Annotated in this window: 19 protein-coding genes; 13 read left to right on the forward strand and 6 right to left on the reverse strand. The window is 67.0% G+C overall.

What is annotated here, in order from left to right; translation table 11 throughout:
* Positions 1 to 5: 5 nt before the first annotated feature.
* Complete coding sequence (locus ABNX08_RS22340; RefSeq protein ID WP_022537878.1) at positions 6 to 245, reverse strand: hypothetical protein; 240 nt, start codon at positions 243 to 245, stop codon at positions 6 to 8.
* A 232-nt stretch (positions 246 to 477) separates the two neighbouring features.
* Here ABNX08_RS22340 and ABNX08_RS22345 point away from each other — a divergent pair, with 232 nt between their 5' ends.
* The 7 genes from ABNX08_RS22345 to ABNX08_RS22375 all read left to right on the forward strand — a co-directional run bounded on the left by ABNX08_RS22345 (position 478) and on the right by ABNX08_RS22375 (position 10,833).
* Positions 478 to 1,635 (forward strand): acyl-CoA dehydrogenase family protein, encoded by a 1,158-nt coding sequence (locus tag ABNX08_RS22345; RefSeq protein ID WP_022537879.1) that lies wholly within the window; start codon positions 478 to 480, stop codon positions 1,633 to 1,635.
* Between the two features lie 543 nt (positions 1,636 to 2,178).
* On the forward strand, positions 2,179 to 3,429 hold the full coding sequence (locus ABNX08_RS22350) for a TolC family protein (RefSeq protein WP_349608664.1): 1,251 nt from the start codon (positions 2,179 to 2,181) through the stop codon (positions 3,427 to 3,429).
* A 53-nt stretch (positions 3,430 to 3,482) separates the two neighbouring features.
* Positions 3,483 to 4,694, forward strand: a complete 1,212-nt coding sequence (locus ABNX08_RS22355) for an efflux RND transporter periplasmic adaptor subunit (RefSeq protein ID WP_041681706.1) — start codon at positions 3,483 to 3,485, stop codon at positions 4,692 to 4,694.
* Between the two features lie 13 nt (positions 4,695 to 4,707).
* A complete protein-coding gene (locus ABNX08_RS22360; RefSeq protein ID WP_022537882.1) occupies positions 4,708 to 7,830 on the forward strand; it encodes an efflux RND transporter permease subunit in 3,123 nt (1,040 codons plus the stop codon).
* A gap of 339 nt (positions 7,831 to 8,169) precedes the next feature.
* The gene (locus tag ABNX08_RS22365; RefSeq protein ID WP_022537883.1) at positions 8,170 to 8,751 is read left to right on the forward strand and encodes a hypothetical protein; all 582 of its coding nucleotides are present in this window, start codon (positions 8,170 to 8,172) and stop codon (positions 8,749 to 8,751) included.
* 110 nt (positions 8,752 to 8,861) lie between these two features.
* A complete protein-coding gene (locus ABNX08_RS22370; RefSeq protein WP_022537884.1) occupies positions 8,862 to 9,065 on the forward strand; it encodes a CsbD family protein in 204 nt (67 codons plus the stop codon).
* A 343-nt stretch (positions 9,066 to 9,408) separates the two neighbouring features.
* Positions 9,409 to 10,833, forward strand: coding sequence for a sensor histidine kinase (locus ABNX08_RS22375; protein WP_022537885.1), 1,425 nt, complete (start codon positions 9,409 to 9,411; stop codon positions 10,831 to 10,833).
* A gap of 84 nt (positions 10,834 to 10,917) precedes the next feature.
* Here the strand turns inward: ABNX08_RS22375 and ABNX08_RS22380 are convergent, their stop codons facing one another.
* On the reverse strand, positions 10,918 to 11,415 hold the full coding sequence (locus tag ABNX08_RS22380; protein WP_022537886.1) for a thioesterase family protein: 498 nt from the start codon (positions 11,413 to 11,415) through the stop codon (positions 10,918 to 10,920).
* Between the two features lie 319 nt (positions 11,416 to 11,734).
* On the opposite strand from ABNX08_RS22380, the gene ABNX08_RS22385 reads away from it, so the two are divergent.
* From ABNX08_RS22385 to ABNX08_RS22400, 4 genes are all read left to right on the forward strand, one after another.
* A complete protein-coding gene (locus ABNX08_RS22385) occupies positions 11,735 to 12,520 on the forward strand; it encodes a GntR family transcriptional regulator (RefSeq protein ID WP_022537887.1) in 786 nt (261 codons plus the stop codon).
* Between the two features lie 61 nt (positions 12,521 to 12,581).
* On the forward strand, positions 12,582 to 14,126 hold the full coding sequence (locus ABNX08_RS22390; RefSeq protein ID WP_041681957.1) for an acetolactate synthase large subunit: 1,545 nt from the start codon (positions 12,582 to 12,584) through the stop codon (positions 14,124 to 14,126).
* A 188-nt stretch (positions 14,127 to 14,314) separates the two neighbouring features.
* Positions 14,315 to 14,707, forward strand: coding sequence for an OB-fold domain-containing protein (locus ABNX08_RS22395; protein ID WP_041681707.1), 393 nt, complete (start codon positions 14,315 to 14,317; stop codon positions 14,705 to 14,707).
* Positions 14,708 to 14,710: 3 nt separating this feature from the next.
* Positions 14,711 to 15,883, forward strand: a complete 1,173-nt coding sequence (locus ABNX08_RS22400; protein WP_022537890.1) for a thiolase — start codon at positions 14,711 to 14,713, stop codon at positions 15,881 to 15,883.
* Between the two features lie 104 nt (positions 15,884 to 15,987).
* On the opposite strand, the gene ABNX08_RS22405 is transcribed toward ABNX08_RS22400, so the two are convergent.
* From ABNX08_RS22405 to ABNX08_RS22415, 3 genes are all read right to left on the reverse strand, one after another.
* Complete coding sequence (locus ABNX08_RS22405) at positions 15,988 to 16,437, reverse strand: cellulose biosynthesis cyclic di-GMP-binding regulatory protein BcsB (protein ID WP_022537891.1); 450 nt, start codon at positions 16,435 to 16,437, stop codon at positions 15,988 to 15,990.
* Positions 16,438 to 16,735: 298 nt separating this feature from the next.
* Positions 16,736 to 17,863: an acyl-CoA dehydrogenase family protein gene (locus tag ABNX08_RS22410; RefSeq protein ID WP_022537892.1), complete on the reverse strand. Its 1,128-nt coding sequence runs from the start codon at positions 17,861 to 17,863 to the stop codon at positions 16,736 to 16,738.
* Positions 17,864 to 17,876: 13 nt separating this feature from the next.
* Entirely contained in the window at positions 17,877 to 19,070 is a 1,194-nt protein-coding gene (locus ABNX08_RS22415; RefSeq protein ID WP_022537893.1) for an acyl-CoA dehydrogenase family protein, read from the reverse strand.
* A 319-nt stretch (positions 19,071 to 19,389) separates the two neighbouring features.
* On the opposite strand from ABNX08_RS22415, the gene ABNX08_RS22420 reads away from it, so the two are divergent.
* The gene (locus ABNX08_RS22420; RefSeq protein WP_022537894.1) at positions 19,390 to 20,910 is read left to right on the forward strand and encodes a class I adenylate-forming enzyme family protein; all 1,521 of its coding nucleotides are present in this window, start codon (positions 19,390 to 19,392) and stop codon (positions 20,908 to 20,910) included.
* A gap of 72 nt (positions 20,911 to 20,982) precedes the next feature.
* Positions 20,983 to 21,954 carry a tripartite tricarboxylate transporter substrate binding protein gene (locus ABNX08_RS22425; protein WP_022537895.1) on the forward strand — a complete coding sequence of 324 codons (972 nt, stop codon included), beginning with the start codon at positions 20,983 to 20,985 and terminating at the stop codon, positions 21,952 to 21,954.
* A 174-nt stretch (positions 21,955 to 22,128) separates the two neighbouring features.
* Here ABNX08_RS22425 and ABNX08_RS22430 read toward each other — a convergent pair whose 3' ends face one another.
* Entirely contained in the window at positions 22,129 to 23,520 is a 1,392-nt protein-coding gene (locus ABNX08_RS22430; protein ID WP_022537896.1) for an IS4 family transposase, read from the reverse strand.
* Positions 23,521 to 23,532 lie beyond the last annotated feature (12 nt).

Raw genomic sequence — 23,532 nt, forward strand, 5'->3', positions numbered from 1 at the left:
CAGCTTCAGATCCGCACCGGCACCAATTGCCCCATGGGTCCGGGCACGGCCACCAATCGCCATTGCCGCACGCGCCGGCCACCGCCGCCACGGCGGGGCGGGCGCGGCTCGAGCCCGGCGAAACGCCCATGCTTCTGCGCATGCTCGAAGACCGGTTCCGGCACCAGCGTCCCGATCAGCCATGTGACGGTGCCACCCAGCGCGACCAGGGCCAGCGCCAGTGCAATCCAGAGAATGACTTCCATTGCCCGCTCCCTCGAATCGTGTGTCTGTGGATTCAGTATGCGCACGAAGCGTGCCCGGCGGTAAATGAAAGTTATCGCTAATTCATATCAATAAGATTGCACTGAACGGGCCTTCCCGGCAGCCCCGCCCATTCGGGTGTTGTAGAAAAAATCATCCTTTCCGACGAATCTGATGGACGCGGCCCGGCGGACACTCATCCGACCTGAACACCAGATCCAAGGAGACCCCGCCATGCAACGCCTGATCTTCGAAGCCGAACACGACGCCTTCCGCGAATCCGCCCGTCGCTTCTACCAGCGCGAGGTCGGGCCGCACGGGGAGCGCTGGCGCGAGCAGGGCTGCGTGGACCGCGAGGTGTTCCGCAAGGCGGGCGAGCAGGGGTACCTGCTGATGTGGGCCGACGAAAAATACGGCGGCGCCGGGGTCGAGGACTTCCGCTACGAGCAGATCCTGATCGAGGAGAACGCGCGCCATGGCGATTCGGGCTTCTTCGGCACGCTGCACTCGCGGCTGGTGGCGCCCTATGTCGGGCGCATCGGCAACGAGGAGCAGCGCCTGCGCCTCCTGCCGGCGGCCGCGCGCGGCGAGGCGATCTTTGCCATCGCCATGACCGAGCCGCAGACCGGCTCGGACCTGTCCGGCATCCGCACGCGCGCCGAGGAGCATGGCGACCACTGGGTGCTCAACGGCGCCAAGACCTATATCTCCAACGGCCAGCTGGCCGACTACGTGGTGGTGGTCGCCCGCACCGACCCGGAGCGCAGCCACGGCCTGGGCCTCTTTATCGTCGAGCGCGGGATGCCGGGCTTCGAGCGCGGGGGCAAGCTGCGCAAGATGGGCCTGCATTCGCAGGACACGTCGGAACTTTTCTTCGACAACGTCAAGGTGCCCAAGGCCAACGTGCTGGGCGAGCCGGGCCAGGGCTTCCGCTACCTGACGCGCCACCTGGCCGAGGAGCGGCTGATCGGCGCCTGCGGCTACATGGCGTCGGCGCAGGTGGCCTTCGATATCACGCTGGATTATGTGAAGGAACGCAAGGCCTTCGGCCGTGCCATCGGCACGTTCCAGAACTCGCGCTTCAAGCTGGCGGAGCTGCGCGCGCAGCTCGATGCGTTGCAGACCTTTGTCGACCAGTGCGTGCTCCAGCACAACGCCGGCACGCTGACGGTGGAGACCGCGGCCTCGGCCAAGCTGCTGACTTCTGAACTACAGGGGCGGGTCGTGGACGAGGGCGTGCAGATGCACGGCGGCGCGGGCTATATGGAGGAATACCGGATCTGCCGCATGTACACCGATGCCCGGATCTCGCGCATCTATGCCGGCAGCAGCGAGATCATGAAGGAAATCATCGGCCGCAGCCTCGGGCTGGACGACCGCGCCAAGGCGTAAGCCGGGGCCGCAGGTGGGCGGCTTAAGGGGATTTGCGAGGGCCACGTAGGGAATCGCCTGGCCGCAGGTAGTCATTTTCCGAATTTTTTCGGTTACTTGGGGTTTTCACGCATTTGAAGGCTTTTGTCAGCCATATGAAAGCCGTTTGTAATGCGATTCGGTTTGAATGCGGGCGGGAGAACGTGTCCGGGTGGCGTTTTTTGCATCGGGACGGCAGGCGAGGGTTGCACCAGGACAGCCCCGGCTTGCGATGCACTGGCGGGCGGGGACCAATGAAAATTCATCGGTCCGGTGCACCGTTGGGCGGGCACGGTCGTTTACCGCAGACCGTAGTCGAACCGAGCCTGACTGATCGTGCCTTTTGTCTTCACCCGTGCCGCCCTGGGGGCCCTGCTTGTGACCGGGGTCCTGGCCAGCCCCGCGGCCGGCGCCGCGGAGGCGCCTCCTTCCACCGCTACCGGTGCTTCCGCGGCTCCTGCTGCTCCCCCTGCTCCCCCTGCTCCTGTCGTTTACGTTGATTCCGCCGATGCCGCCGGGCCCTGCGTGCCCCCGCCGGCCGGCGCCGCGCTGACGCTGGCACAGGCGCGCCTGGACGCGCTGCGCTGCAACCGCGACATCATCGCCGCGCGCCGGGGCGTGGAAGCCAGCCAGGCGGATGTGCAGATCGCCTCGCAGCGGCCCAACCCGGTGCTGAGCCTGGGCGTGGAGAACATCAACCCGCATGCCGGCGTCGGCTCGGGCAACCTGCGCAGCAAGACGGTCGATTCCAAGCTGCGCGTGGACCAGGTGATCGAGACCGCCAACAAGGCCGGCCTGCGCGTGGATACCGCGCGCAAGGCCAGCGCCGCGGCGGGCGAGGTGGTGCAGGCCGTGGTGGCGCAGCAGACCGGCGCGGTGGAGCAGGCCTTCTTTGAGGCCCTGGTCAGCCAGGAGCGCGTGGCCGTGCTCAGGGAAACGCTGGGGCTCTACGAGCGCACGCGCCAGGCCAGCGAGTCGCGGCTCAAGGCGGGCGACGTAGCGCGTGCCGACGTGACCAAGCTGCAGCTCGACGGGCTGCGTGCGCAGAACGACATGCGCCAGGCCATGACCGGCCACTACCGCGACAAGGCGCAACTGGCCCAGGCCATGGGCGTGCCCGGCACGCTGGCGGATAACCGCCTGGTGCCCGACTGGCCGCCGGTGGACACCCCGGTGCCCCAGGCCGACCCCGACACGCTGCAGCGCCGCCCCGACGTGACCGCCGCCGAGGCGCGCCTGGCCGCCGCCGCCTCCGCGCGTGAACTGGCTCGCGCCGGACGCGTGCCCGATGTGACCGTGGGCGCACAGGCCGAGCACTTTCCCGTCTCCGCCACCAATACCTACGGCACCGGCAACAGTTACGGCGTATTCGTTTCGATCCCGCTGCCGGTGCGCCACAGCAACGGCGGCGAGGCCCGCCGTGCCGAGGTGGACTACTACGCCGCGCTCGACGACCGCAATCGCGTGCTGCTCGAGGCCGGCAATGAAATCGACCGGCTGCGCAGCCAACTCGAGACCGCGCGCCAGTCGCTGCGGCAGATGCGCGAGGACGTGCTGCCCGCCGCCGAGAGCGTGGCCTCCAGCGCCGAGTTTGCCTACAGCAAGGGCGCCACCGGCGTGCTCGACCTGCTCGATGCGCGTCGCGCGCTGCGCCAGACCCGGCTCGACGCCGTCGAAGCGCAGGGCGAATACGCCAAGGCGCTGTCCGCCTACCGCGCCGCGCTGCAGACCTCTACCACCGCTGGCGCCGCGACGACCTCGCAGACACGTCCCTGAACCGCTCCAGAAACCGCAGTTGCCGCGCTTCCCTCATGTCTCTCCTGTCCAGCATGTCCTGCAACCCCCGCTTCTCCGGCTTCCTCGCCGGCTGGCCTGCCCGCCGTTCCGCCCTCTGTGCCGTGTCGCTGTGCGCACTGGCCCTGGCCGCCTGCGGCAAGTCCGAAGCGCCCAAGCCCGATGACGACCCCAAGGTCACCGGCAACACCATCCAGTTCCCCGCCAGCGTGAAGACGCTGCCCGGCATTGCCGGCGAAGTGGCCAAGACCGGCGGCGAGCGCATGCTGAATCTGCCCGGGCGCCTGGTCTGGAATGAGGACAAGACCGTGCGCGTGTTCACGCCCTTCGCCGGGCGTGTGACCGAGATCCTGGTGCAGCCCGGGGCGACGGTGAAGGCCGGCCAGCCGCTGGCCAGCCTGACCTCGCCGGACTTTGGCGTGGCCCAGGCCGATGCGCGCAAGGCCGCCGCCGACAGCGCGGTAGCCGCCAAGGCGCTGGCGCGCCAGCGCGAGTTGTACGGCGCCGGCATCGTCGCGCAGAAGGAACTGGAGCAGGCTCAGGCCGATGCCGCGCGCGCTGCGGCCGATCTGCAGCGCACCCAGGCGGCGCTGCGCCAGTACGGCGCGGCAGAGGGCGGCAGCGATGGGGTCAACCAGCGCTTTGCGCTGCGCAGCCCCATCGACGGCCTGGTGGTGGAGCGCAATATCAATCCCGGCATGCAACTGCGCCCGGACCAGCAGCCCACCGCGCCGCTGTTCCTGGTGACCGATCCCACAACGCTGTGGGCCCAGGTCGATGCCAGCGAAGCCGACCTGAGCCTGTTCAAGCCCGGCGTCAGCGTGCAGCTGAGCACCGCCGCCTATCCCGGCGAGACCTTTGCCGGTACCGTGGTCAAGATCGCCGACTATGTCGATCCGACCGCGCGCAGCATCAAGGTACGGCTGTCGGTGCCCAACTCCGACCGCCGCCTGAAGGCCGAGATGTTCGTCACCGCGAAGCTGCCGGCGGCGTCGTTCAAGGGCATCTCGGTGCCGTCCAAGGCCGTGTTCCTGGCCGACAACCGCAACTACGTGTTCGTGCGCACCGCCGCCAACAGCTTCGAGCGCCGCCAGGTGCGCGTGGGCGTGACCATGCCCGGCACCAGCGAGATCCTGGAAGGCGTGAAGGACGGCGAGACCGTGGTGACCGAAGGCAATCTCTACCTGCAGGACATCCTGCGCGACGCCACCGCCGTCAACGCGGCGCGCGCGGCCGAGAAGAAGTGAGGACGGCCGCCACATGATCTCGCGCATCGTCAGCTTTGCCCTGCACCAGAAGCTCTTTATCTGGCTGGGGTTGCTTATCTTCGTCGGCGGCGGCCTGGCCGCCTTCAAGAACCTGCCCATCGAGGCCTTTCCCGACGTCTCCGACATCCAGGTCAACGTCATCACGCTGTACCCGGGCCGCGCCGCCGAAGAGGTGGAGCGCCAGGTAACCATCCCGATCGAAACCGCGCTGGCCGGCACGCCCAACGCCGTGCGCGTGTTCTCGCATACGCAGTTCGGCCTGTCGTTCATGATGGTGACCTTCAACGACAAGGCCACCGACGTGACCGCGCGCCAGCAGATCCTGGAGCGGCTGCGCAGCGTGGACCTGCCCGACGGCGTGCATCCGGACCTGGCGCCGCTGTCCACCGCGATCGGCGAGATCTACCGCTTTCGCCTGACCGGCAAGGGCTATACGCCGCAGGAACTGCGCACGCTGCAGGACTGGGTGGTTGAGAAGAACCTGCGCCAGGTGCCGGGCGTGGCCGACCTGGTCACGATCGGCGGCACCATCAAGCAGTACGAGGTCAACCCCAACCTGGCGCGCATGCGCGACGCCAAGATCTCTCTGTCGCAGCTCTTTACCGCGCTGCAGCGCGCCAACGCCAACGCCGGCGGTGGTGCCGTGACGCACGGGCGCCAGCAGTTCCTGCTGCGCTCGCTGGGCAGCTTCCGCACCTCGGCCGATATCGCCAACGTGGTGGTGGCCGAGAACAACGGCACGCCGATCCTGGTCAAGGACATCGCCGACGTCAGGATCGGCAGCGCGCCGCCGCAGGGCCTGATGGGGCAGGACGACGAGGACAACATCGTCTCGGGCATCGTGGTGATGCGCAAGGGCGAGAACCCGTCGCTGGTGCTGGAGGCGCTGAAGAAGAAGATCGAGCTGCTGGACGACCAGATCCTGCCCAAGGGCGTGAAGATCGTGCCGTACTACGACCGCTCCACGCTGATCGACAAGACCCTGCACACGGTGTTCGGCAACCTGGTCGAGGGCGCGCTGCTGGTGATGGCGGTGCTGTACCTGTTCCTGGCCAACGTGCGCGCCGCGGCGATCGTGGCGCTGGTGATCCCGCTGGCGCTGCTGTCGACCTTCATCGGCCTGACCTGGGTGGGCATCCCCGCCAACCTGCTGTCTCTTGGCGCGATGGACTTCGGTATCATCGTCGACGGCGCCGTGATCGTGGTCGAGAACATCTTCAAGCGGCTGGGCGAGCTCAAGGAACAGCAGATCCAGGACAGCAGGGCGCGGCTGCACGCGATCCTGCTGGCCACCAGCGAAGTGGGCCGGCCGACCGTGTTCTCGATGGTCATCATCATCGCCGCGCACATCCCGATCTTCACGCTGCAGCGGCACGAAGGGAAGATCTTCGCGCCAATGGCCTATACCGTGACGGGCGCGCTGATCGGCTCGCTGATCATCTCGCTGACGGTGGTGCCGCTGCTGTGCCACCTGCTGCTGACGAAGAACATCGCGCACGATGACAACTTCGTGGTGCGCTACTGCAAGAAACTGTACGAGCCGATGCTCGCCTGGGCGCTGGACCACAAGAAGCTGGTGGTGGGCGTGGCCCTGGGCCTGTTGGTGGCGACCGTGGGCGTGGGCAAGTTCCTCGGCAGCGAATTCCTGCCCGAACTGGACGAAGGCTCGATGTGGGTCAGCTTCGACCTGCCGGCGTCAGTCTCGATCGACGAGGCGCGCGAGCAGGCGCGGCAGTTGCGCGGCGTGATCCGCAAGACGCCGGAGGTCAACACCACCATTTCCAAGGTGGGTCGCCCCGACGATGGCACCGATCCCAAGCTGATCAACACCGTCGAGATCCTGGTCGACCTGAAAGGGGAAAAGCAGTGGCGCGACGGCTACGACAAGCGCCGCATCATCGGCGAGATCGACCACAACCTGCGCCAGCTGCCCGGCATCGAGCCCAACTTCTCGCAACCGGTGCGCGACAACATCCTGGAGAGCATTTCGCAGATCAAGGGCCAGATCGTGATCAAGGTCCAGAGCGACAGCCTCGAGCAAAACAAGCGGGTGGCCGACCAGATCCTGGCCAACGTGCAGTCGGTCAAGGGCGTGATGCGCGCCTTTATCGACCGCGACGGCGAGCTGCCGCAGTACGTACTGGAGTTCGACCGCGCCCAGGCCGCGCGCTACGGCATCAACGTGGCCGACGTGCAGGACCTGATGGAAACCGCGCTGGCCGGCAAGGCCGCCACCGAGCTGTGGGAAGGCGAGAGGCACTTCAGCGTGGCGGTGCGCCTGAAGCCGTCCGAGCGCGCGCTGCCGAACCTGCCCAATATCTTCATGCAGACCGCCGACGGCGCGCAGGTGCCGTTGTCGCAGCTGGTGAGCTTCCGCGCCGCTTCCGGCGCGATGAACATCAGCCGCGAGAACGGTCAGCGCACCACCTCGATCGGCATCTTTATCCGCGACCGCGACATGGGCAGCGTGGTCAAGGACATGCAGAAGCTGGTAGCCAGGAACGTCAAGGCCGACGACGTCAAGATCAGCTGGTCGGGCGAGTTCGAGAACCAGGAGCGTGCCATGGCGCGGCTGGCGATCGTGGTGCCGTTGTCGGTGCTGGTGATCTTCCTGCTGCTGTTCAACGCCTTCAAGTCGTTCAAGAGCGCCACGCTGATCATCTCGAACATCCCGTTCGCGCTGATCGGCGGCGTGTTCGCGCTGTTCCTGACCGGCATCCCGCTGTCGGTATCGGCGGCGATCGGCTTTATCGCGCTGTTCGGCCAGGCGGTGCTCAACGGCGTGGTGATGGTGACCTACTTCAACCAGTTGCGCGACGAAGGCATGCCGGTGCGCCAGGCCGTGCTGACCGGTTCGATGGACCGCTTGCGCACCGTGTTGATGACCGCGCTGCTGGCCATGCTGGGCCTGTTCCCGATGGCGATCTCGCGCGCCATCGGCTCGGAGACGCAGCGCCCGCTGGCCATCGTCATCATCGGCGGCCTGATCACCGCCACGGTGCTGACGCTGATCGTGCTGCCGACGCTTTATGAATGGATGGTGGGGCGCAACTGGCCGGACGAGGAGGGCGAGGCGCCAGACGCAAACGTGTTGACGCCGTCGATTTCAGGATGATGACAAGGCGGCGGGGCCACGCCCCGCCGCCGGGCGAGCGGCGCCGTCGACGCGTAGCGCCGCAATTTTTCATCGCCATCCTCTCCTGCGCTGTTCATCTCCCTCGCGCACCCTCTCCCAGGGATGCCGCCACCTCCGCAACCAGGTGCATGCCGCGCCGATGTGCCGCCACCGGACCCTGGTGTCGGAATAGTCTGACGCGCCTTTCGGAGCCCGTCGCCTGCTTGAGCAATCCCCCGGGTCCTACTCTGTACATACGGCGTGGCCAGCAGCAGCATAGCCGCCGGCCCCTCATGCGTACCTTAGTACCTTACGCAATCACCCGGAAAGGAGCTCGACATGATGAAGAAATGGCTGACTGCAGCAGTGTGTTCGATGATGATTGCCGCCCCGGGAGGGTTTGCCCTGGCGCAGACGACGACTGCTGGATCCAAAGCGGACTATGACGCCGCGGCGAAGCAGGCGGACGCGGATTACAAGGCTGCCTCCGCCAAATGTGACGGCATGAAGGACAACGCCAAGGACGTGTGCAAGGCCGAAGCCAAGCGCGACCGCGACGTGGCCAAGGCCCAGGCGGAAGCTCGCCGCGACGGCACGCAAAAGGCGATGGCCAAGGCCGAGAAGACCAAGGCCGACCGCGACTATGACGTGGCCAAGGAAATGTGCGACGACAAGAAGGGTAACGACAAGGACGTTTGCAAGAAGGACGCCAAGGCTGTCCATGAGAAAGCCCTGACGGCTGCCAAGGTCGACAAGGCCGCGGCGACCGGTACGCGCACGGACGTTGCCGAAGCCCGCGCCGACGCCAAGAAGGACGCCACCGACGCTGCCTACAAGGCCGACAAGGAACGCTGCGACGCGATGTCGGGCGACGCCAAGGACAAGTGTCAGGCTGACGTGAAGGCCAAGTACGCCAAGTAAGCATCCGCACGCCATCCCGCCAGCCGCTGGCGGAACATTCATCGACTCACTCGCGACCGGGCCGCTCTTCGCGGCGGCCCGCGCCGCGACTGCATGAAGGAGCGCTGATCATGAACTGGGACCAGATCGAAGGCAAGTGGGAACAGGCCAAGGGCAAGGTCAAGGAAAAGTGGGGCAAGCTCACCGACGACGATATTACGCAGATCAACGGCAAGCGCGACCAGCTCGCGGGCCGCATCCAGGAGCGCTATGGCTACACCAAGGAACGGGCCGAGGAAGAAATGAAGCAGTGGGAGAGCGACGTCCGCTGGTAAGCGGCGCGTGACAGCAGCAAGACGGCGGGGCGCCCCAGGGCGCCCCGCCGTTCGTTTCATTCGCAACGGGCAACAGATACCCCCGAAACGAGGGGAGTTGCGGTGGATTAAGCGCGCGTTAGCTCAGAATGCAACCGAATGATGCACACGCCGCACACGGAAGGCATACCATGTCGCGTCGCGGTCGAAAGAAGATTGCGCGCACCCGGCGCGCCACGCTCTTTGCACCGCGCGCCTGTCAGGCGTCCCCCGGCGACAGGCTGCATCGCGCGACCGCCATGCAGCGCACGGGGGCACGCCAGCCATCCGCCCGGCTTGCCTGGCCTGCCTTGTTGCTCTGCGCATGTACGCTGCCTTGCCCGCCTTCGTCTCGTCGACCTTCCTCGGTTACGGCCTCTATGTGCTGGTGACCAAGGGGGTGACGCGCATCTCGGCGTCCTTCTTCTTGCTGTGCGTGACCACCTTCGCCTGGCAGGGGACGTGGGTGTTCCTGTTCCAGGCCTCGCATCCCGACGTCGCGCTGTTGCTGGCCCGGCTTGGCTACCTGTTCATCCTGTTCCTGCCGACCACCTTCTACCACTTCATCGCCGAGGTCACCGAGCGCCGCCAGGAGCGGCCGCTGCTGCTGGCCTCGTACGGCATGAGCCTGGTGCTGGCGATGCTGCTGCTGAGCACGGGACAGGTGGTGTCGGGCTATTACACCTATTTCTTCGGCGAGTATCCCAAGGCCGGGCCGCTGCATCCGCTGCACCTGCTGCAGACCGTGCTGGTGGCGCTGCGCAGCGCGTGGATCCTGGCCGAAGCGCGGCACAATGCCGCGGCCGAACGCCGCAAGCGCTACAACCTGTGCCTGGTGGCGGTGGCGCTCTATTCGCTGGCGGCAGTCGACTACGCCGTCAACTATGGCATCGCCTTCTACCCGCCTGGCGTGGTCTTCGTGGCGGCAAGCCTTGGCATCCTGGCGGTCAGCGTGGTGCGCTACGACCTGATGCACCCCTACTCGCTGGCGGCCACCGTCGCGCATGAAGTGCGCACGCCGCTGGCCACGATCCGCATGCAGGCGCAGGAACTGGCGCGCACCTGGCCGCAGGTGCTGCAGGGCTACCGGCTGGCGGTCGAGCACGGGCTGTGCGAAGACCGCCTGCGGCCCGGGCAACTGGAGCGCGTGTCGAGCCTGGTCGGCGCGATCACGCGCGAGGTCGACGGCACCAGCACCGTGATCGACATGGCGCTGGCCTCGGTCACGCTGGAGCGGCTCGATCGCAGCACCTTCGCGCCGCACGGCATTGCCGATTGCGTGCATGCCGCGCTGGAGCGTTTTCCGTTCCAGGGCGAGGAGCGCGGCTGCGTGCAGGTGCGCGGCATCGACCATGACTGGCGCTTTGTCGGCTCCGACACGCTGCTGGTCTACGTGCTCTTCAACCTGCTGAAGAACGCGCTGCACGCGATCCGCGCGCGCGGCGCCGGCGGCGGGCGCATCGACATCACCGGCGCCAGCGAAGGCCAGTACCACGTGATCCGCTTCCGCGACACCGGCCCCGGCATCCCCGCCGACGTGATGCCGCGCATCTTCGATCCCTTCTTCTCCACCAAGGCCCATGGCAGTGGCGCGGGTCTCGGGCTGGCGTTCTGCCGGCGCGTGATCGAGACCTTCGGCGGACGCATCGACTGCGAGTCGGTGCCCGGCGAACACACCACCTTCACGCTACGGCTGCCGCGCTTCACCTCGATGGCCGACAGCCGCCTGCGCACCAGCACCGCCGGCTGAGCCGCGGCCGGCGGCGCTGAATTCAGATGTCAGATCCGCCCGGTTTCAGCCGGACGCGGACTGGTTTGCAAACGCGTACGCCAATCAGCTCGCAAATTCCGGCAGCGCCAGTTCATATTCCCTGACCCGCTCGATGATGCCCGCGGGAAAGCGCGAAATGCGCTTCTGCCGGTCGGCAAAGACGATCTGCTGGTAACCCAGCGAGACCGGCTTGCCGCCCACGCAGAAGCGGAACAGCAAATAGGCGGAGCACTGCCTGACCTGGAAGGTATTCAGGTAGCAATCCACGCGCTGGAACGGGAAGGTCTCCTCGACATACTCCTGGTGCGCGCGCTTGGTCACGAAGACGCCGCCCGCGGCCAGCAGGTTGTCGTGGATGCACTCATGGAACCAGCGCTCCCGGCACACGCCCTGCCACTCGAAATAGCGCGCGAAGTAAGTGTTCATGAAGGCATTGGAATCCTTGAGGTAGATGTCGATCGCATGGTGGAAGGTCTTGTGCGTGCCTGACTCGAGCACGCCGGCTTCCGGCAGGGCCGTACCGCGGTTGAGAACATGGGGGATCACGTCTCGCATCAACATGGGTTGACTCCTTGAGATGGCTGCAAGCGGCAGCCACGCCTGCCCCGGGGAGGTCGGGGCATGGTGGCATTCTGGCTGCTTGGCCATGGGCGAGGAGGGCGCTGAAGTGGGGTTCCGGGCTACGCAAAAGCGTGATGCCCGAAGCACAAGAAGCGCCGAATTTACCGCTTATCGGAGGCCCCGCGACATGCGGGAACGAGCTTGCTTGCCATCGCGTTAACCCTAGTAGTCTAGGTTTGTAGACTTTTATAAAGTCGTATCGCTCCCCGGGTCGCGGGGAGCGCTCCCGCATTTCCCCCTCCCTCCGCCACCTCGCCGAATGGCAGACACCGCTTCCGCCGAACTCCTGTCGCGCAGCCGCCAGCCGGTCTACCTGCAGTTGGCCACCATCTTCCGCCGCCAGATCGAGAGCGGCGCCTGGCGCCAGGGCGAACGCATTCCCTCGCTGGACGAGCTGTGCCGCCAGTACGGCGTGGCGCGCATGACCATGCACCATGCCTTGTCGATGCTCGACGAAGAAGGGCTGCTCGAGCGTTCGCGCGGGCGCGGCACTTTCGTCAAGGCGCCGTGCCGCACGCGCCGCCAGGTGTCGCTGTCCACCAGCTGGGACGAGGCGGTGGCCGTGGGCGGGCAACTGGATACCGAGGCGATGGTGGAGTCGGCCGGCAACGTGCCGCTGCCCGACGACCTCGGCATGCCATGCAACGCCGCGCGCGCGGCCGATTACCACTTCCTGCGCCGGCTGCACCGGCTCGACGGGCGGCCCTTCGCGGTGGGCGAGGTCTATATCGAGGCCGGCGTCTTTGCGCGCGAGCCCGAGGCCTTCCGGCACGGCGCCTCGGTGCCGGTGCTGGACCGCTTCCCGGGCCTGTCGGTCAGCACCGCGCGGCAACGCCTGTCGATCGTCGCGGCCGGTGCGGAGTCGGCCGGGGCGCTGGCGCTTGCCGTGGGCGCGCCGGTGGCCGAGCTGAGGCGCTTTGCCTGCGTGCCCGCCGTTGCGCCCGGCGCAGGCGAGCTGATCGTCTATTACGCCCGCATCGAATTCCCCACCGAATTCGTCTGCCTGGATTTCGACTTGCTTGCGCCGCGCAAGCGCCGCGGCTGAGTCCCGCACCCCCGATGCCAACCCGCCACACAAAAACCGAGACATGGACAATACGCAACCGATGAACGGCGCCGAGAGCCTGGTCAAGACCCTGCTCGCCAACGGCGTGGACACCTGCTTTGCCAATCCCGGCACCAGCGAGATGCACTTCGTCGCGGCGCTGGACCGCATTCCGGGCATGCGCTGCGTGCTGGGCCTGTTCGAAGGCGTGGTTACCGGCGCGGCCGACGGCTATGCGCGCATGGCCGACAAGCCCGCCGCCACGCTGCTGCATTGCGGCCCGGGCCTGGCCAATGGTCTCGCCAACCTGCACAACGCGCGCCGCGCGCAGACGCCGGTGGTCAATATCATCGGCGACCAGGCCACCTACCATCGCCCGCTGGATGCGCCGCTGACCGCCGACACCGAGGGCTGGGCCCGCCCAGTCTCGGTGTGGACGCGCACCGCCACGCGCGCGGCCTCGGTGGGCGCCGACGCCGCTGCCGCCGTGCAGGCCGCCTGCGCCGCGCCGGGTGGCGTCGCCAGCCTGATCCTGCCGTCCGACGTGTGCTGGGATGCCGGCGGCGTGGTAGCGGGCCCGCTGCCGCCGCTGGCCGTGCCCAAGGTTTCGCCCGACGCCGTGCAGCAGGCCGCGCGCGTGCTGCGCTCGGGCCAGCCCACGCTAGTCGTGCTGGCGGGCAGCGCGCTGCGCCAGGCGCCGCTGGCCGATGCGCACCGCATCGCCGCCGCCACCGGCGCGCGGCTGATCACGCCGATGTCCAATGCGCGCGTATCGCGCGGCCGCGGGCGTCTGGCGGTGGACCGCGTGCCGTATTCGGGCGACGTGGCGCGCGACAAGCTCGCCGGCATCCGCAACGTGATCCTGGTGGGCGCGCCGGCGCCGGTGACCTTCTTCGCCTATCCGGGCAAGTCGCCGCGGCCATATCCGGAAGATGCCGTGGTGCATGTGCTGGCGCGGCCCGAGGAAGACCTGGCCGAGGCGCTGGCGCGGCTGGCCGATGAGGTCGGCGCGCGTAATGTGGCGCTGCCCGCTACGGATACCGCACCGCGCGCCGAGCCGGCGCGCGGTGCGGTTACGTCCGAGAACGTGGCGCGCACGCTGAGCGCGCTGCTGCCGGAACAGGCCATCGTGGTGGAGGAGAGCGTCAGCTTCGGTCGTGCGTTCTATCCCGGCACGGTCCACGCCGCGCCGCACGACTGGCTGCAGCTGACCGGCGGCGCCATCGGCGCTGGCCTGCCGCTGGCGGTGGGCGCGGCAGTGGCGGCGCCGGACCGGCGCGTGGTTTCGCTGCAGGCGGACGGCTCGGCGATGTACACGCTGCAGTCGCTGTGGACCATGGCGCGCGAAAAGCTCGATGTGACCGTGGTACTGCTGGCCAATCGCCAGTACGCGATCCTGCTGGGCGAGCTGGCGGGCGTGGGGGCGAATCCGGGGAAGACTGCGATGGACATGCTCGACATCGGCAATCCGGACCTGGACTGGGTCAAGCTGGCCAATGGCATGGGGGTGGAGGGGGCGCGGGCGACGGATATGGAGAGCTTTGCCGACCTGTTTCGGATGGCGAACGGGCGCAAGGGGCCGTTCTTGATTGAGTTGGTGATTTGAAACGCTTGCAGGGCCGGAGTGGGGCGAGGACGTCTGCTCCACCACAAAAGCCCTGTGCAGCGCCGCTTTCCGCATTCAAAAATCCACCCTTCCGCAGAAGCGAATTGCTGCAACGCAAAGACTGCGTCAAGCTCATAACCGTGCCATGGCATGCCCATGGCGGCACCATCAAAAGTGAAGGAGACTCCATGCCCCACCAGGAAGCGGCGGCGGGTCCGGACAAGGTCTATGCGGAAATGCTCGCCGCAGGCCAGTTCCGCATCCAGCATTGCCAGGACTGCCAGCGCCACGTGTTTTTCCCGCGCAATATCTGCCCGCACTGCGGCGGCGACACCCTTGCCTGGGTCGAGCCCAAGGGCACCGGCACGGTCTACTCCACCAGCGTGATCCGCCGCAAGCCGGACGCCGGTGGCGACTACAACGTCGTGCTGGTCGACCTGGACGAAGGCGTGCGCATGATGAGCCGGGTGGAAGGCATCGCGCCGGCCAGCGTGCGCATCGGCATGCGCGTGAAGGCGCGTGTGGCGCAGGGCAAGGAAGGCGAGGCTGCTCTCGTCGTGTTCGATCCGGTGGAGGGCTGAGCCATGAGTTTGTCCAATTTGCGTGGCAGCGTCGCCATCGTCGGTGTCGGCCAGGCGGGCCTTGGCGAAGCGCACGGCAAGACGGAAATGGAAATCCTGGTGGAGGCCGCCAAGGCCGCCGTCAAGGATGCCGGCATGTCGATGCGCGACATCGATGGCATTGCCACCGCCAGCGTCGGCGCCACCATGTGGGTGATGCCGGTGGCCGAGTACCTCGGCATCAAGCCAAAGTTTGTCGACAGCACCATGATCGGCGGTTCCAGCTTTGTCTCGCACATGCTGCCCGCGATGATGGCGCTGGAGTCGGGCCAGTGCGACGCCGTGCTGGTCTGCTACGGCAGCAACCAGCGCACCTCGACCGTCGGCCGCGCCGGCATCTCGAAGGTGCGCGCGGTGCTGGACCCGCAGCCGTACGAGAACCCGTACAACCCGCTGCAGCCGATCACCTCCTACGCGCTCGCCGCGGCGCGCCATATGCATCAATACGGCACCACGCGCGAACACCTGGCCGAAGTCGCCGTGGCCGCGCGCAAATGGGCGCAGCTGAACCCCGAGGCGATGATGCGCGACCCCCTCAGCATCGACGACGTGCTCAACGCGCGCATGGTGTCCGACCCGCTGTCGGTGCGCGACTGCTGCCTGGTCACCGACGGCGCCGGCGCTTACGTGATGGTGCGTGCCGACCGCGCCAAAGACCTGGCCAAGCCGCCGGTCTACGTGCTCGGCAATGCCACCGCGACCTGGCACCGCCAGATCTCGTGCATGCCTGACGTGACCGTCACGGCCGCCAAGGAATCCGGCGAGCGCGCCTTCGCCATGGCCGGCCTGAAGCCGTCGGACGTGGACGTCGCCGAGCTGTACGACGCCTTCACCATCAACACGCTGCTGTTCCTGGAAGACCTGGGCTTCTGCGCCAAGGGCGAAGGCGGCCATTTCGTCAGCGGCGGCGGCATTGCCCCGGGCGGCAGGCTGCCGGTGAACACCAACGGCGGCGGCCTGTCCTGCGTGCATCCGGGCATGTACGGCATGTTCATCACCATCGAGGCAGTGCGCCAGCTGCGCGGCGAATGCGGCGAGCGCCAGGTGAAGGATGCCGAGGTGGCGGTCGTGCACGGCAACGGCGGCACGCTGTCGAGCCAGGCCACGGCGATCCTGGGCACGGCGGCCACGCTGTAGGCGCCAGCACAGGAACAAGAACGGCAGCAGGGGCAATCCCTGCCGCCGTTTTCCTTTGCCGGTGGCGAGTGTTCGGCATCGCGACTTGACCGCCGCCGCACTTGCTAGTCGCGCGTGACCAGCCGGCCCGCATCCTTTTCATCGAGCGGCAGCGTGGCAATGACCTCGTCGTTGAGCGTGAGCTTGATATGCGAGAGCGGGAACACCAGCGCCGGCGAGTAGGTGAAGGCCAGCTTCAGCTTCGCGGCGGTGACGACTTCATCCAGCCGCACGCCGATGTCGAGCTGGCGCGCCTGGTCCACGCCGCGCAGCGCGATCGGGCCGTAGGCGCCCATCTGGCGCAGGGTCATCACGTGGGTGCTGGTGGCCGGGGCAAGCGTGGCTGCGCCGGCCGCTTGCGCGGGCGAGACTTGCGCAGCAGGCGTCGCCGCCAAAGCCGGCGCCTGTGCAGCCGCGTCCTGCCATGGCGCCCATGGCAACGACGACATGGCCAGCAGGCCGAGGGCAGCGCGCAGTGAAGGTGGCAATGAGCGGGGCGGGGCAGGGTGGTTCATGAGCAGGAAGCGGTTTCCTTTTGCATGGGTCCGGTCACAGGTGCCGCCCGCCAGGCGGAGGGTGGTGGCCGCACTGCCGCACGAATTGCCGGGAACTCAGATTCATTGGGGTGTTAGAAAAAGAGAAACGCCGCACCCCTTGTCAGGGGGCGGCGTTTTGGTGTGGGATGCGTGGTCCGCTGTCGCGGCCCGAGAGGGGCCGCGGGCTCAGCTGCCGTGCAGCGGTACCTCTGTCATGCCTGCGCTTGCGGCATGGGAGTGATGGCCTGCGCAGCGCAGGCCGCTTCAGGCGCCGGCTTCAGGCTTCCATCACCTCGCCAAAGCGCTGCAGGTGATAGTCGCTGTCGCCCAGCAACTGGTCCAGCATGGTCAAACGCTTGAAGTAGTCGCCGACCGACAGTTCGTCAGTCATGCCCATGCCGCCATGCAGCTGCACCGCCTGCTGGCCGACGAAGCGCCCGGCGCGCGCCACCGTCACCTTGGCGGCGGACAGCATGCGGCGGCGCGCCGAGGGATCGGATTCATCCAGCGCCTGTGCTGCCACATAGGCCATCGACAGCGCCAGCTCCTTCTGCACCAGCATGTCGGCCATGCGGTGCTGCAGCGCCTGGAATGTCGCCAGCGGCTTGCCGAACTGCTGGCGCGTGCCGAGGTATTCGCCCGTGATCTCGATCAGCTTTTCCATCGCGCCCGCACCTTCGGCGCACAGCGCGGCGATGCCGTGCTCCAGGCCCACGCCCAGCGCGGCGAGGCCGTCGGCGGGTTCGCCCACCAGCGCGCTGGCCGGCACCGTCACGTCCAGCAGCGACAGGTCGGCGGCGCGCAGGCCGTCGATCGTGGGATATGCGGTGACACCTAGGCCCTTGCTGTCGCGCGGCACCAGGAACAGCGCGATCTCGTTGCTGCCGGCCACGCGCGCGGTGATCAGGTAAGCGTCGGCGGCGGCGCCGTGCCAGACCACGCTCTTGGTGCCGTTGAGCACGTAGCCGTCGCCGCTGCGCTCGGCGCTGGCGCGCGCCGATTCCGGACGGTAGCGCGTGCCCGGCTCCAGGTAGGCCAGCGTGACGATGCGCTCGCCTGCGGCGATCGCGGGCAGCCATTCGTCTTTCTGCGCGGGGCTGCCGCTGGCGGCGAGGATGGCCGCGGCCATCACGCCGCTCGGGGTCACCGGCTCCAGCACCAGGCCGCGGCCCAGTTCGCGCTGCACCACCAGCTGGCTCGCGGGGCCTTCGCCGAAGCCGCCGAAGTCGGCCGGCACGGTCAGGCCCAGCACGCCCATCTCGGCCAGCTTGGCCCACACGCCGCGATCCAGGCTCTCGCCCGCACGCGCGCTCTTGCGGCGGGCTTCGAAGGTGTATTCGGTATCGATAAAGCGACGCAGGCTGTCCGCCAGCATCTGTTGCTCTTCGCTGTAGGTGAAGTCCATGTCAGCTATCCCTTCAGAAACCCAGGATCATCTTGGAGATGATGTTCTTCTGTACTTCGGTCGCGCCGCCGTAGATCGAGGTCTTGCGCATGTCGTAGTAGGTGGAGGCGGCCGGGGCGGCCCACTCAGGGCCCGCCACCGGCTGCTTTGCGCCGGGCTCCAGCCAGTCCGGCGAATACGGCCAGGCATTGGGGCCGGCCACTTCCATCATCAGCATCGCCAGGTCCTGCTGCACCTCCGAGCCGCGGATCTTGACGATCGAGGCTTCCGGACCCGGCGTGCCGGCGGCCTGCGTGGCCACGCGCAGCAGCAGCATTTCCAGCGCCATGATGTCCATTTCCACGCGGGCGATCTTGTCGCGCATGCGCACGTCTTCGATCAGCGGGCGGCCGGCGCCGTCGGTGGCCTGGCTGGCGTAGTGCTTGAGCAGGCGCAGCTCGCGGTTGCAGTGGCCGATGCCGGCGATGCCGGTGCGCTCATGGCCGAGCAGGTACTTGGCATAGGTCCAGGCGCGGTTTTCCTCGCCCAGCAGATTCTCGACCGGCACCTCCACGTCTTCGAACCAGGTCTCGTTGACATCGTGGCCGCCGTCGAGCGTCTTGATCGGGCGCACGGTCACGCCCGGCGACTTCATGTCGATCAGCAGCATCGAGATGCCTTCCTGGGCCTTGGCCTCGGGATCGGTGCGCACCAGGCAGAAGATCCAGTCGGCGAAGTGCGCCATCGTGGTCCACGTCTTCTGTCCGTTGACGATGTACTTGTCGCCCTTGCGCACTGCACGGGTCTTCAGCGAGGCGAGGTCGGAACCCGAGCCGGGCTCGGAATAGCCCTGGCACCAGAAGTCTTCGACGGCCGGGATGCGCGGCAGGAAACGCTGCTGGTGCTCCGGGCTGCCGTACTTCATCAGCACCGGGCCGATCATCGTCAGGCCGAACGGCAGCATGCGCGGGGCGCCGGCGCGGAACGTCTCGATCTCGAAGATCAGGCGCTGCAGCGGGGTCCAGCCGGTGCCGCCCCATTGCTTGGGCCAGGTGGGCGCGCCCCAGCCGTGCGCATGCAGGATGCGGTGCCAGCGGACGTAGTCGTCCTTCTCCACGCGCTGGTGGTTGAGCACCTTGTTGCGGATGTCTTCCGGCAGGCTGGCCTGCGCGAAAGCGCGGACTTCCTCGCGGAAGGCCTGTTCCTCGGCGGTGAAACGCAAATCCATCTGTATGTCCCCTGTGGTACGCGGGCTGCGCGGCGCCTGGGCAGATCTTGTGCGGCGTGCAGCAGCCCTCACTGTGCCGGCCGATTGTAGGGCTCGGGCGCGATTCGTTGCTTCATCAATGGTAAAGGCGTCCTTCATGCCGGCGGAACCACCTGCGTTGGGTGGCAGCGGCGCCGAAGACCACCTTAGCGAATTGCAAATGGCTTCGCCGCCGGGCTTGGCGCAAACTGGCGCAGCACTGCTCGAGTGCTCGGGGATGCATTCCGGAGCATCCGCGAGCGGCCTGCTTTGAACCTCAGCCCGCCTTACGACTCAGCCCATGTCTTCCTTCCGCCCCAAATACATCCACGACATTCCCCGCCACTGGGCGGCGCAGACGCCAGACGCCCCGTGCCTGTACGAGAACGGCGCCGTGATCGCCTACGGCGAGTTGTGGCGGCGCATCGAAGCCGCCCGTGACTGGATGGCGGGGCAGGGCGTGGGCGAGGGCGACCGCGTCATGGTGATCGGCGAGAACTGCAACGAGATGGTGGTCACGCTGTTCGCCAGCAGCCTGCTGCATGCGTGGCCGATCCAGGTCAACGCGCGCCTGTCGGCGCGCGAGATCGACAATATCCGCGACCATGCGCAGCCGGCGCTGGTGCTGTTCACCGGCCATGTGTCCGACGTGGCCGCCGCGCACGGCGAGCGCCTCGGCGCCAAGACCAGCGGCTGCCCGGTGTATGACGAGGGCATGCACGCGGTGCGCGCCGCCACGCCGCCCGAGCGCGTGAGTGCCGAACAGGCGCGCACCGTCGCCACGCTGATCTATACCTCCGGCACCACCGGCGCGCCCAAGGGCGTGATGGTGCCGCACGCGGGCCTGACGCACTTTGCCCGCATCTCCGCCACCTCGCGCGACATGGGCCCGGCCGACGTGGCCTATGGCGCGTTGCCGATGTCGCATATCTTCGGCATCGCCACGGTGCTGATGGCTACCCTTTATGCGGGGGCCAGCCTGTTCCTGCGCCCGCGCTTCGACGCCAACGAAGTATTCGAGGCGCTGGCTTCGCCGGGCGTCACCATCCTGCAGGGCGTGCCGACCATGTTCACGCGCATCATGGCGGTGGCGCCGGCGCTCGGCGCCAAGGCCGGCGACTACCCGCGCCTGCGCTACCTGTACACCGGCGGCGCGCCGCTCGATCCCACGCTCAAGCGCGAGGTCGAGACGCTGTTCGGCCAGGCGCTGCACCATGGCTACGGCATCACCGAATACGCCGGCTCGTTGTTCATCACGCGCATGGACGCGCCGCGCGCCGACTGCTCGGCGGGCTATATCGTCGAAGGCGTGGAGATCGAGATCACCGACGCCGAAGGCAAGCTGCTGCCGGCCGGCGAGCGGGGCCAGATCCGCGTGCGTGGCCCGGGGGTGATGCTCGGCTACTACCGCAACCCCGAACAGACCGCCGAGGCGCTGCTGCCCGGCGGCTGGCTCAACACCGGCGACCTGGGCTACCTGGATGCCGACGGCGCGCTGTTTATCTCGGGCCGCTCGAAGGACCTGATCATCCGCTCGGGCTTCAATGTTTATCCGATCGAGGTCGAGTCGGTGATCAATGCCTTCCCGGGCGTGCGCCAGTCTGCGGTGGTCGGGCGCACCACCAGCGACGGCAACGAGGAAGTGGTGGCCTTTATCGAGATGCAGGATGGCAGCGAGCCAGACCGCAAGGCGCTCGACGCCTACCTGCGCGAGAGCCTGGCGCCGTACAAGCGTCCGGCGGAAATTCGCATCATCGACGTCATTCCCACTACGGCGAGCGGCAAGCTGCTCAAGCAACCGCTGCGCGCGCTGCTGGACTAGACGTTTTTCTTTACGGGCCCGGCACCGCGTTCCGGCCCGGGCTTTTCAGTCATATCTGGAGGAGACAACAACATGAAAACATGGACGACACTGGCGGCACTGTCCACCACGCTGCTGTTGCAGGGCGCGGCGTGGGCTAACGACATCTACCCGTCGCGGCCGGTCAAGCTGCTGGTGGGCTACGCCCCGGGCGGCCCGGTGGACACGGCCGCGCGTATCTACGCCGAACAACTCGGCCGCGTACTCAAGCAGCCGGTGGTGGTGGACAACCGCGCCGGCGCCAGCGGCGCGATCGCCGCCGACCTGACCGCCAAGGCGGCGCCGGACGGCTACACGCTGTACTTCGTCGCCAGCCCGACCATGACCATGACGCCGCTGATCCAGCGCTCGGTCAACTTCAACCCGACCACGGACTTTACCTACATTGGCCTGATCACCGACTACACCAACGTGCTGCTGGTGAACAAGGACTTCCCGGCGAAGAACGTTGGCGAGCTGGTTGAGTATGCGCGCAAGCATCCGGACGACGTCTCGTTCGGATCGGCGGGCGTGGGCGCGTCCAACCACCTGTCGGCGGAACTGCTGGCGCAGATGAACAGCGTGAAGATGCTGCACGTGCCGTACAAGGGCAACTCGCCGGCCATGGCCGATGTGATGAGCGGCAAGGTGACGTTCATGTTCGATATCACTGGCACCGCCATCGGCCATATCAACGGCGGCAAGGTGCGCGCGCTGGCGGTTACGTCGAAGACACGCAATCCGGCGCTGCCTAGCGTGCCGACCATGATCGAGTCGGGGCAGAAGAACTATGACCTGACCGGGTGGTATGCGCTGATCGGGCCGCAGAAGCTGCCGGCGGATGTGGTGGACAAGCTGGTGAAGGCACAGAAGGCGATCGGCGACGATCCTGCGTATCGGCAGCGGATGGCTGCGGGCGGTTATGACGTCAATGTCAGCACGCCGAAGGCGCTGGGCGATCGTATCCAGCGTGAGCTGGCGCTGTGGGGTGGGGTGGTGAAGACGGCGAAGATCCAGGCGGATTGAGGGCTGTCAGGTACCAATGGAAAAAGCCGGCGAGAGCCGGCTTTTTCCATTGATGTAGCCGCTAGGGCCGAGTTGATGTCGCGTTGGGGGCGGGACCAAATGCCCGTGGACTTCGATAACCGCCTGGGTGCTCCCTCTCCCGCAAGCTTGCCTTTACCCACAACTTCCGGCGGCTTACTCGTTTTTCTGGAAGATCCGATACATTTCGGTGATTTCGTGCAAAACGAGGAAGCCGCGCCAGAGGACAGTAGCACCGGGGGGATCGTCGTTTTTGCGACCCAGGTAGCCACCGAGCTTGGCGACCCAAAGGACCGCGTCGCTGAGTTTGGGTGCCTGCTCTGGTGGCTTGGTTGTGCCGTGCGTGCGGCAGTACAAGGCCTGCCATTCGAGCGATTGCAGTAGCACCGAGCAAGGGATATCGGCTTCGAGCCGGCCCAGCATAGTTGCGTACAAGATGCGCCAGCCGATTACGGCGAACAGCGCCGTGGCCCGCAGGAACCGCTCCAGCGTCCCGAACTGCCGGGCTTCGATCTGGCAGCCACTTTTCAGGACACGATGCCAGGATTCAATGGTCCAGCGACGGGCGTACCAGCTCAGCCGTTCGAGCACATCTTCCAGCGTTTGGGTGGGCATTGAACTGAGCAACATCCATTCGAGCGGCTCAACGCCTTCGGGCGGGTCGAGTTCCAGCGCGTGAATGGCAAATACTTCGAGACTCGGTAGGGCCTCTGCACCGCGGCTGCGCGGCGGTCGCAGTTGGACGGGCACACAGCGCAAAGCCAGTCGGGCGCTACGCGCCTGCCTGGCGCCGCTCCTGGGCACGTGCAGTACGGTCTCCCCAAGTACAGGAGCCGCAGCAACCGTCTCCCACAGATACTTCTCTGGGTGGTCCACGCCCCGATTCCAGGCGGCCCGCACCAACCAGTCCACCCCCGCTGGGCGCGGCGCCAGGAACACGTCATACACATCGCCCTCGCGATCGCTGACGGCAACAAGGTGCGTGTCCGGACACTGCATCTTGAGCGGCTCAAGGCATTCCAGCCCCTCCAGCCACTTCACGCTTTCCTTGTCACGAATGGACAGCGCCCGGCGCTGCCTGGCCTTGCCCGATGCTTGCGGCGCACGCACCCACGTCTTCATGCTCAACACGCCCAGTGGCAGGCCCTCAGGCGTCACCGCCAGCACGCTGTGCAACATGAATCCGTGCAAATTGCCGCCCGTGCCGTGACCAAGTCCCTCAGTCGCGGGCAAATTTGCCAGATTGAATTCCGTGGTGTCCTGCACCGCCAATACGACAGGTACCTGCTGCATGCGACCCACGGTTTGAACGACGTGGCTCGCCAGTATTCCGTCCGGGTCGACCGCCTCATTATCAAAGAAGCGATATGCCGCCTTGAGTTGGGCACCACTCAAGGCCTGCGGGAACGAAACATGGGCTTTTTGCGCCAGTCCGCGCGCCAATGCCACAAGGCGCTGCGTGCGACGTGCATCGCCCAACTGAGCGCCACCGAATTCGTCGCTGGCCCAGTCTTCCAGATCTTCCGTATCAGGCAAAATTGCCACCACTGATTGTCAACT

Origin of the sequence: Cupriavidus sp. DF5525 (assembly GCF_040149425.2) — a bacterium.
GTDB classification, from domain to species: Bacteria; Pseudomonadota; Gammaproteobacteria; order Burkholderiales; family Burkholderiaceae; genus Cupriavidus; species Cupriavidus pickettii_A.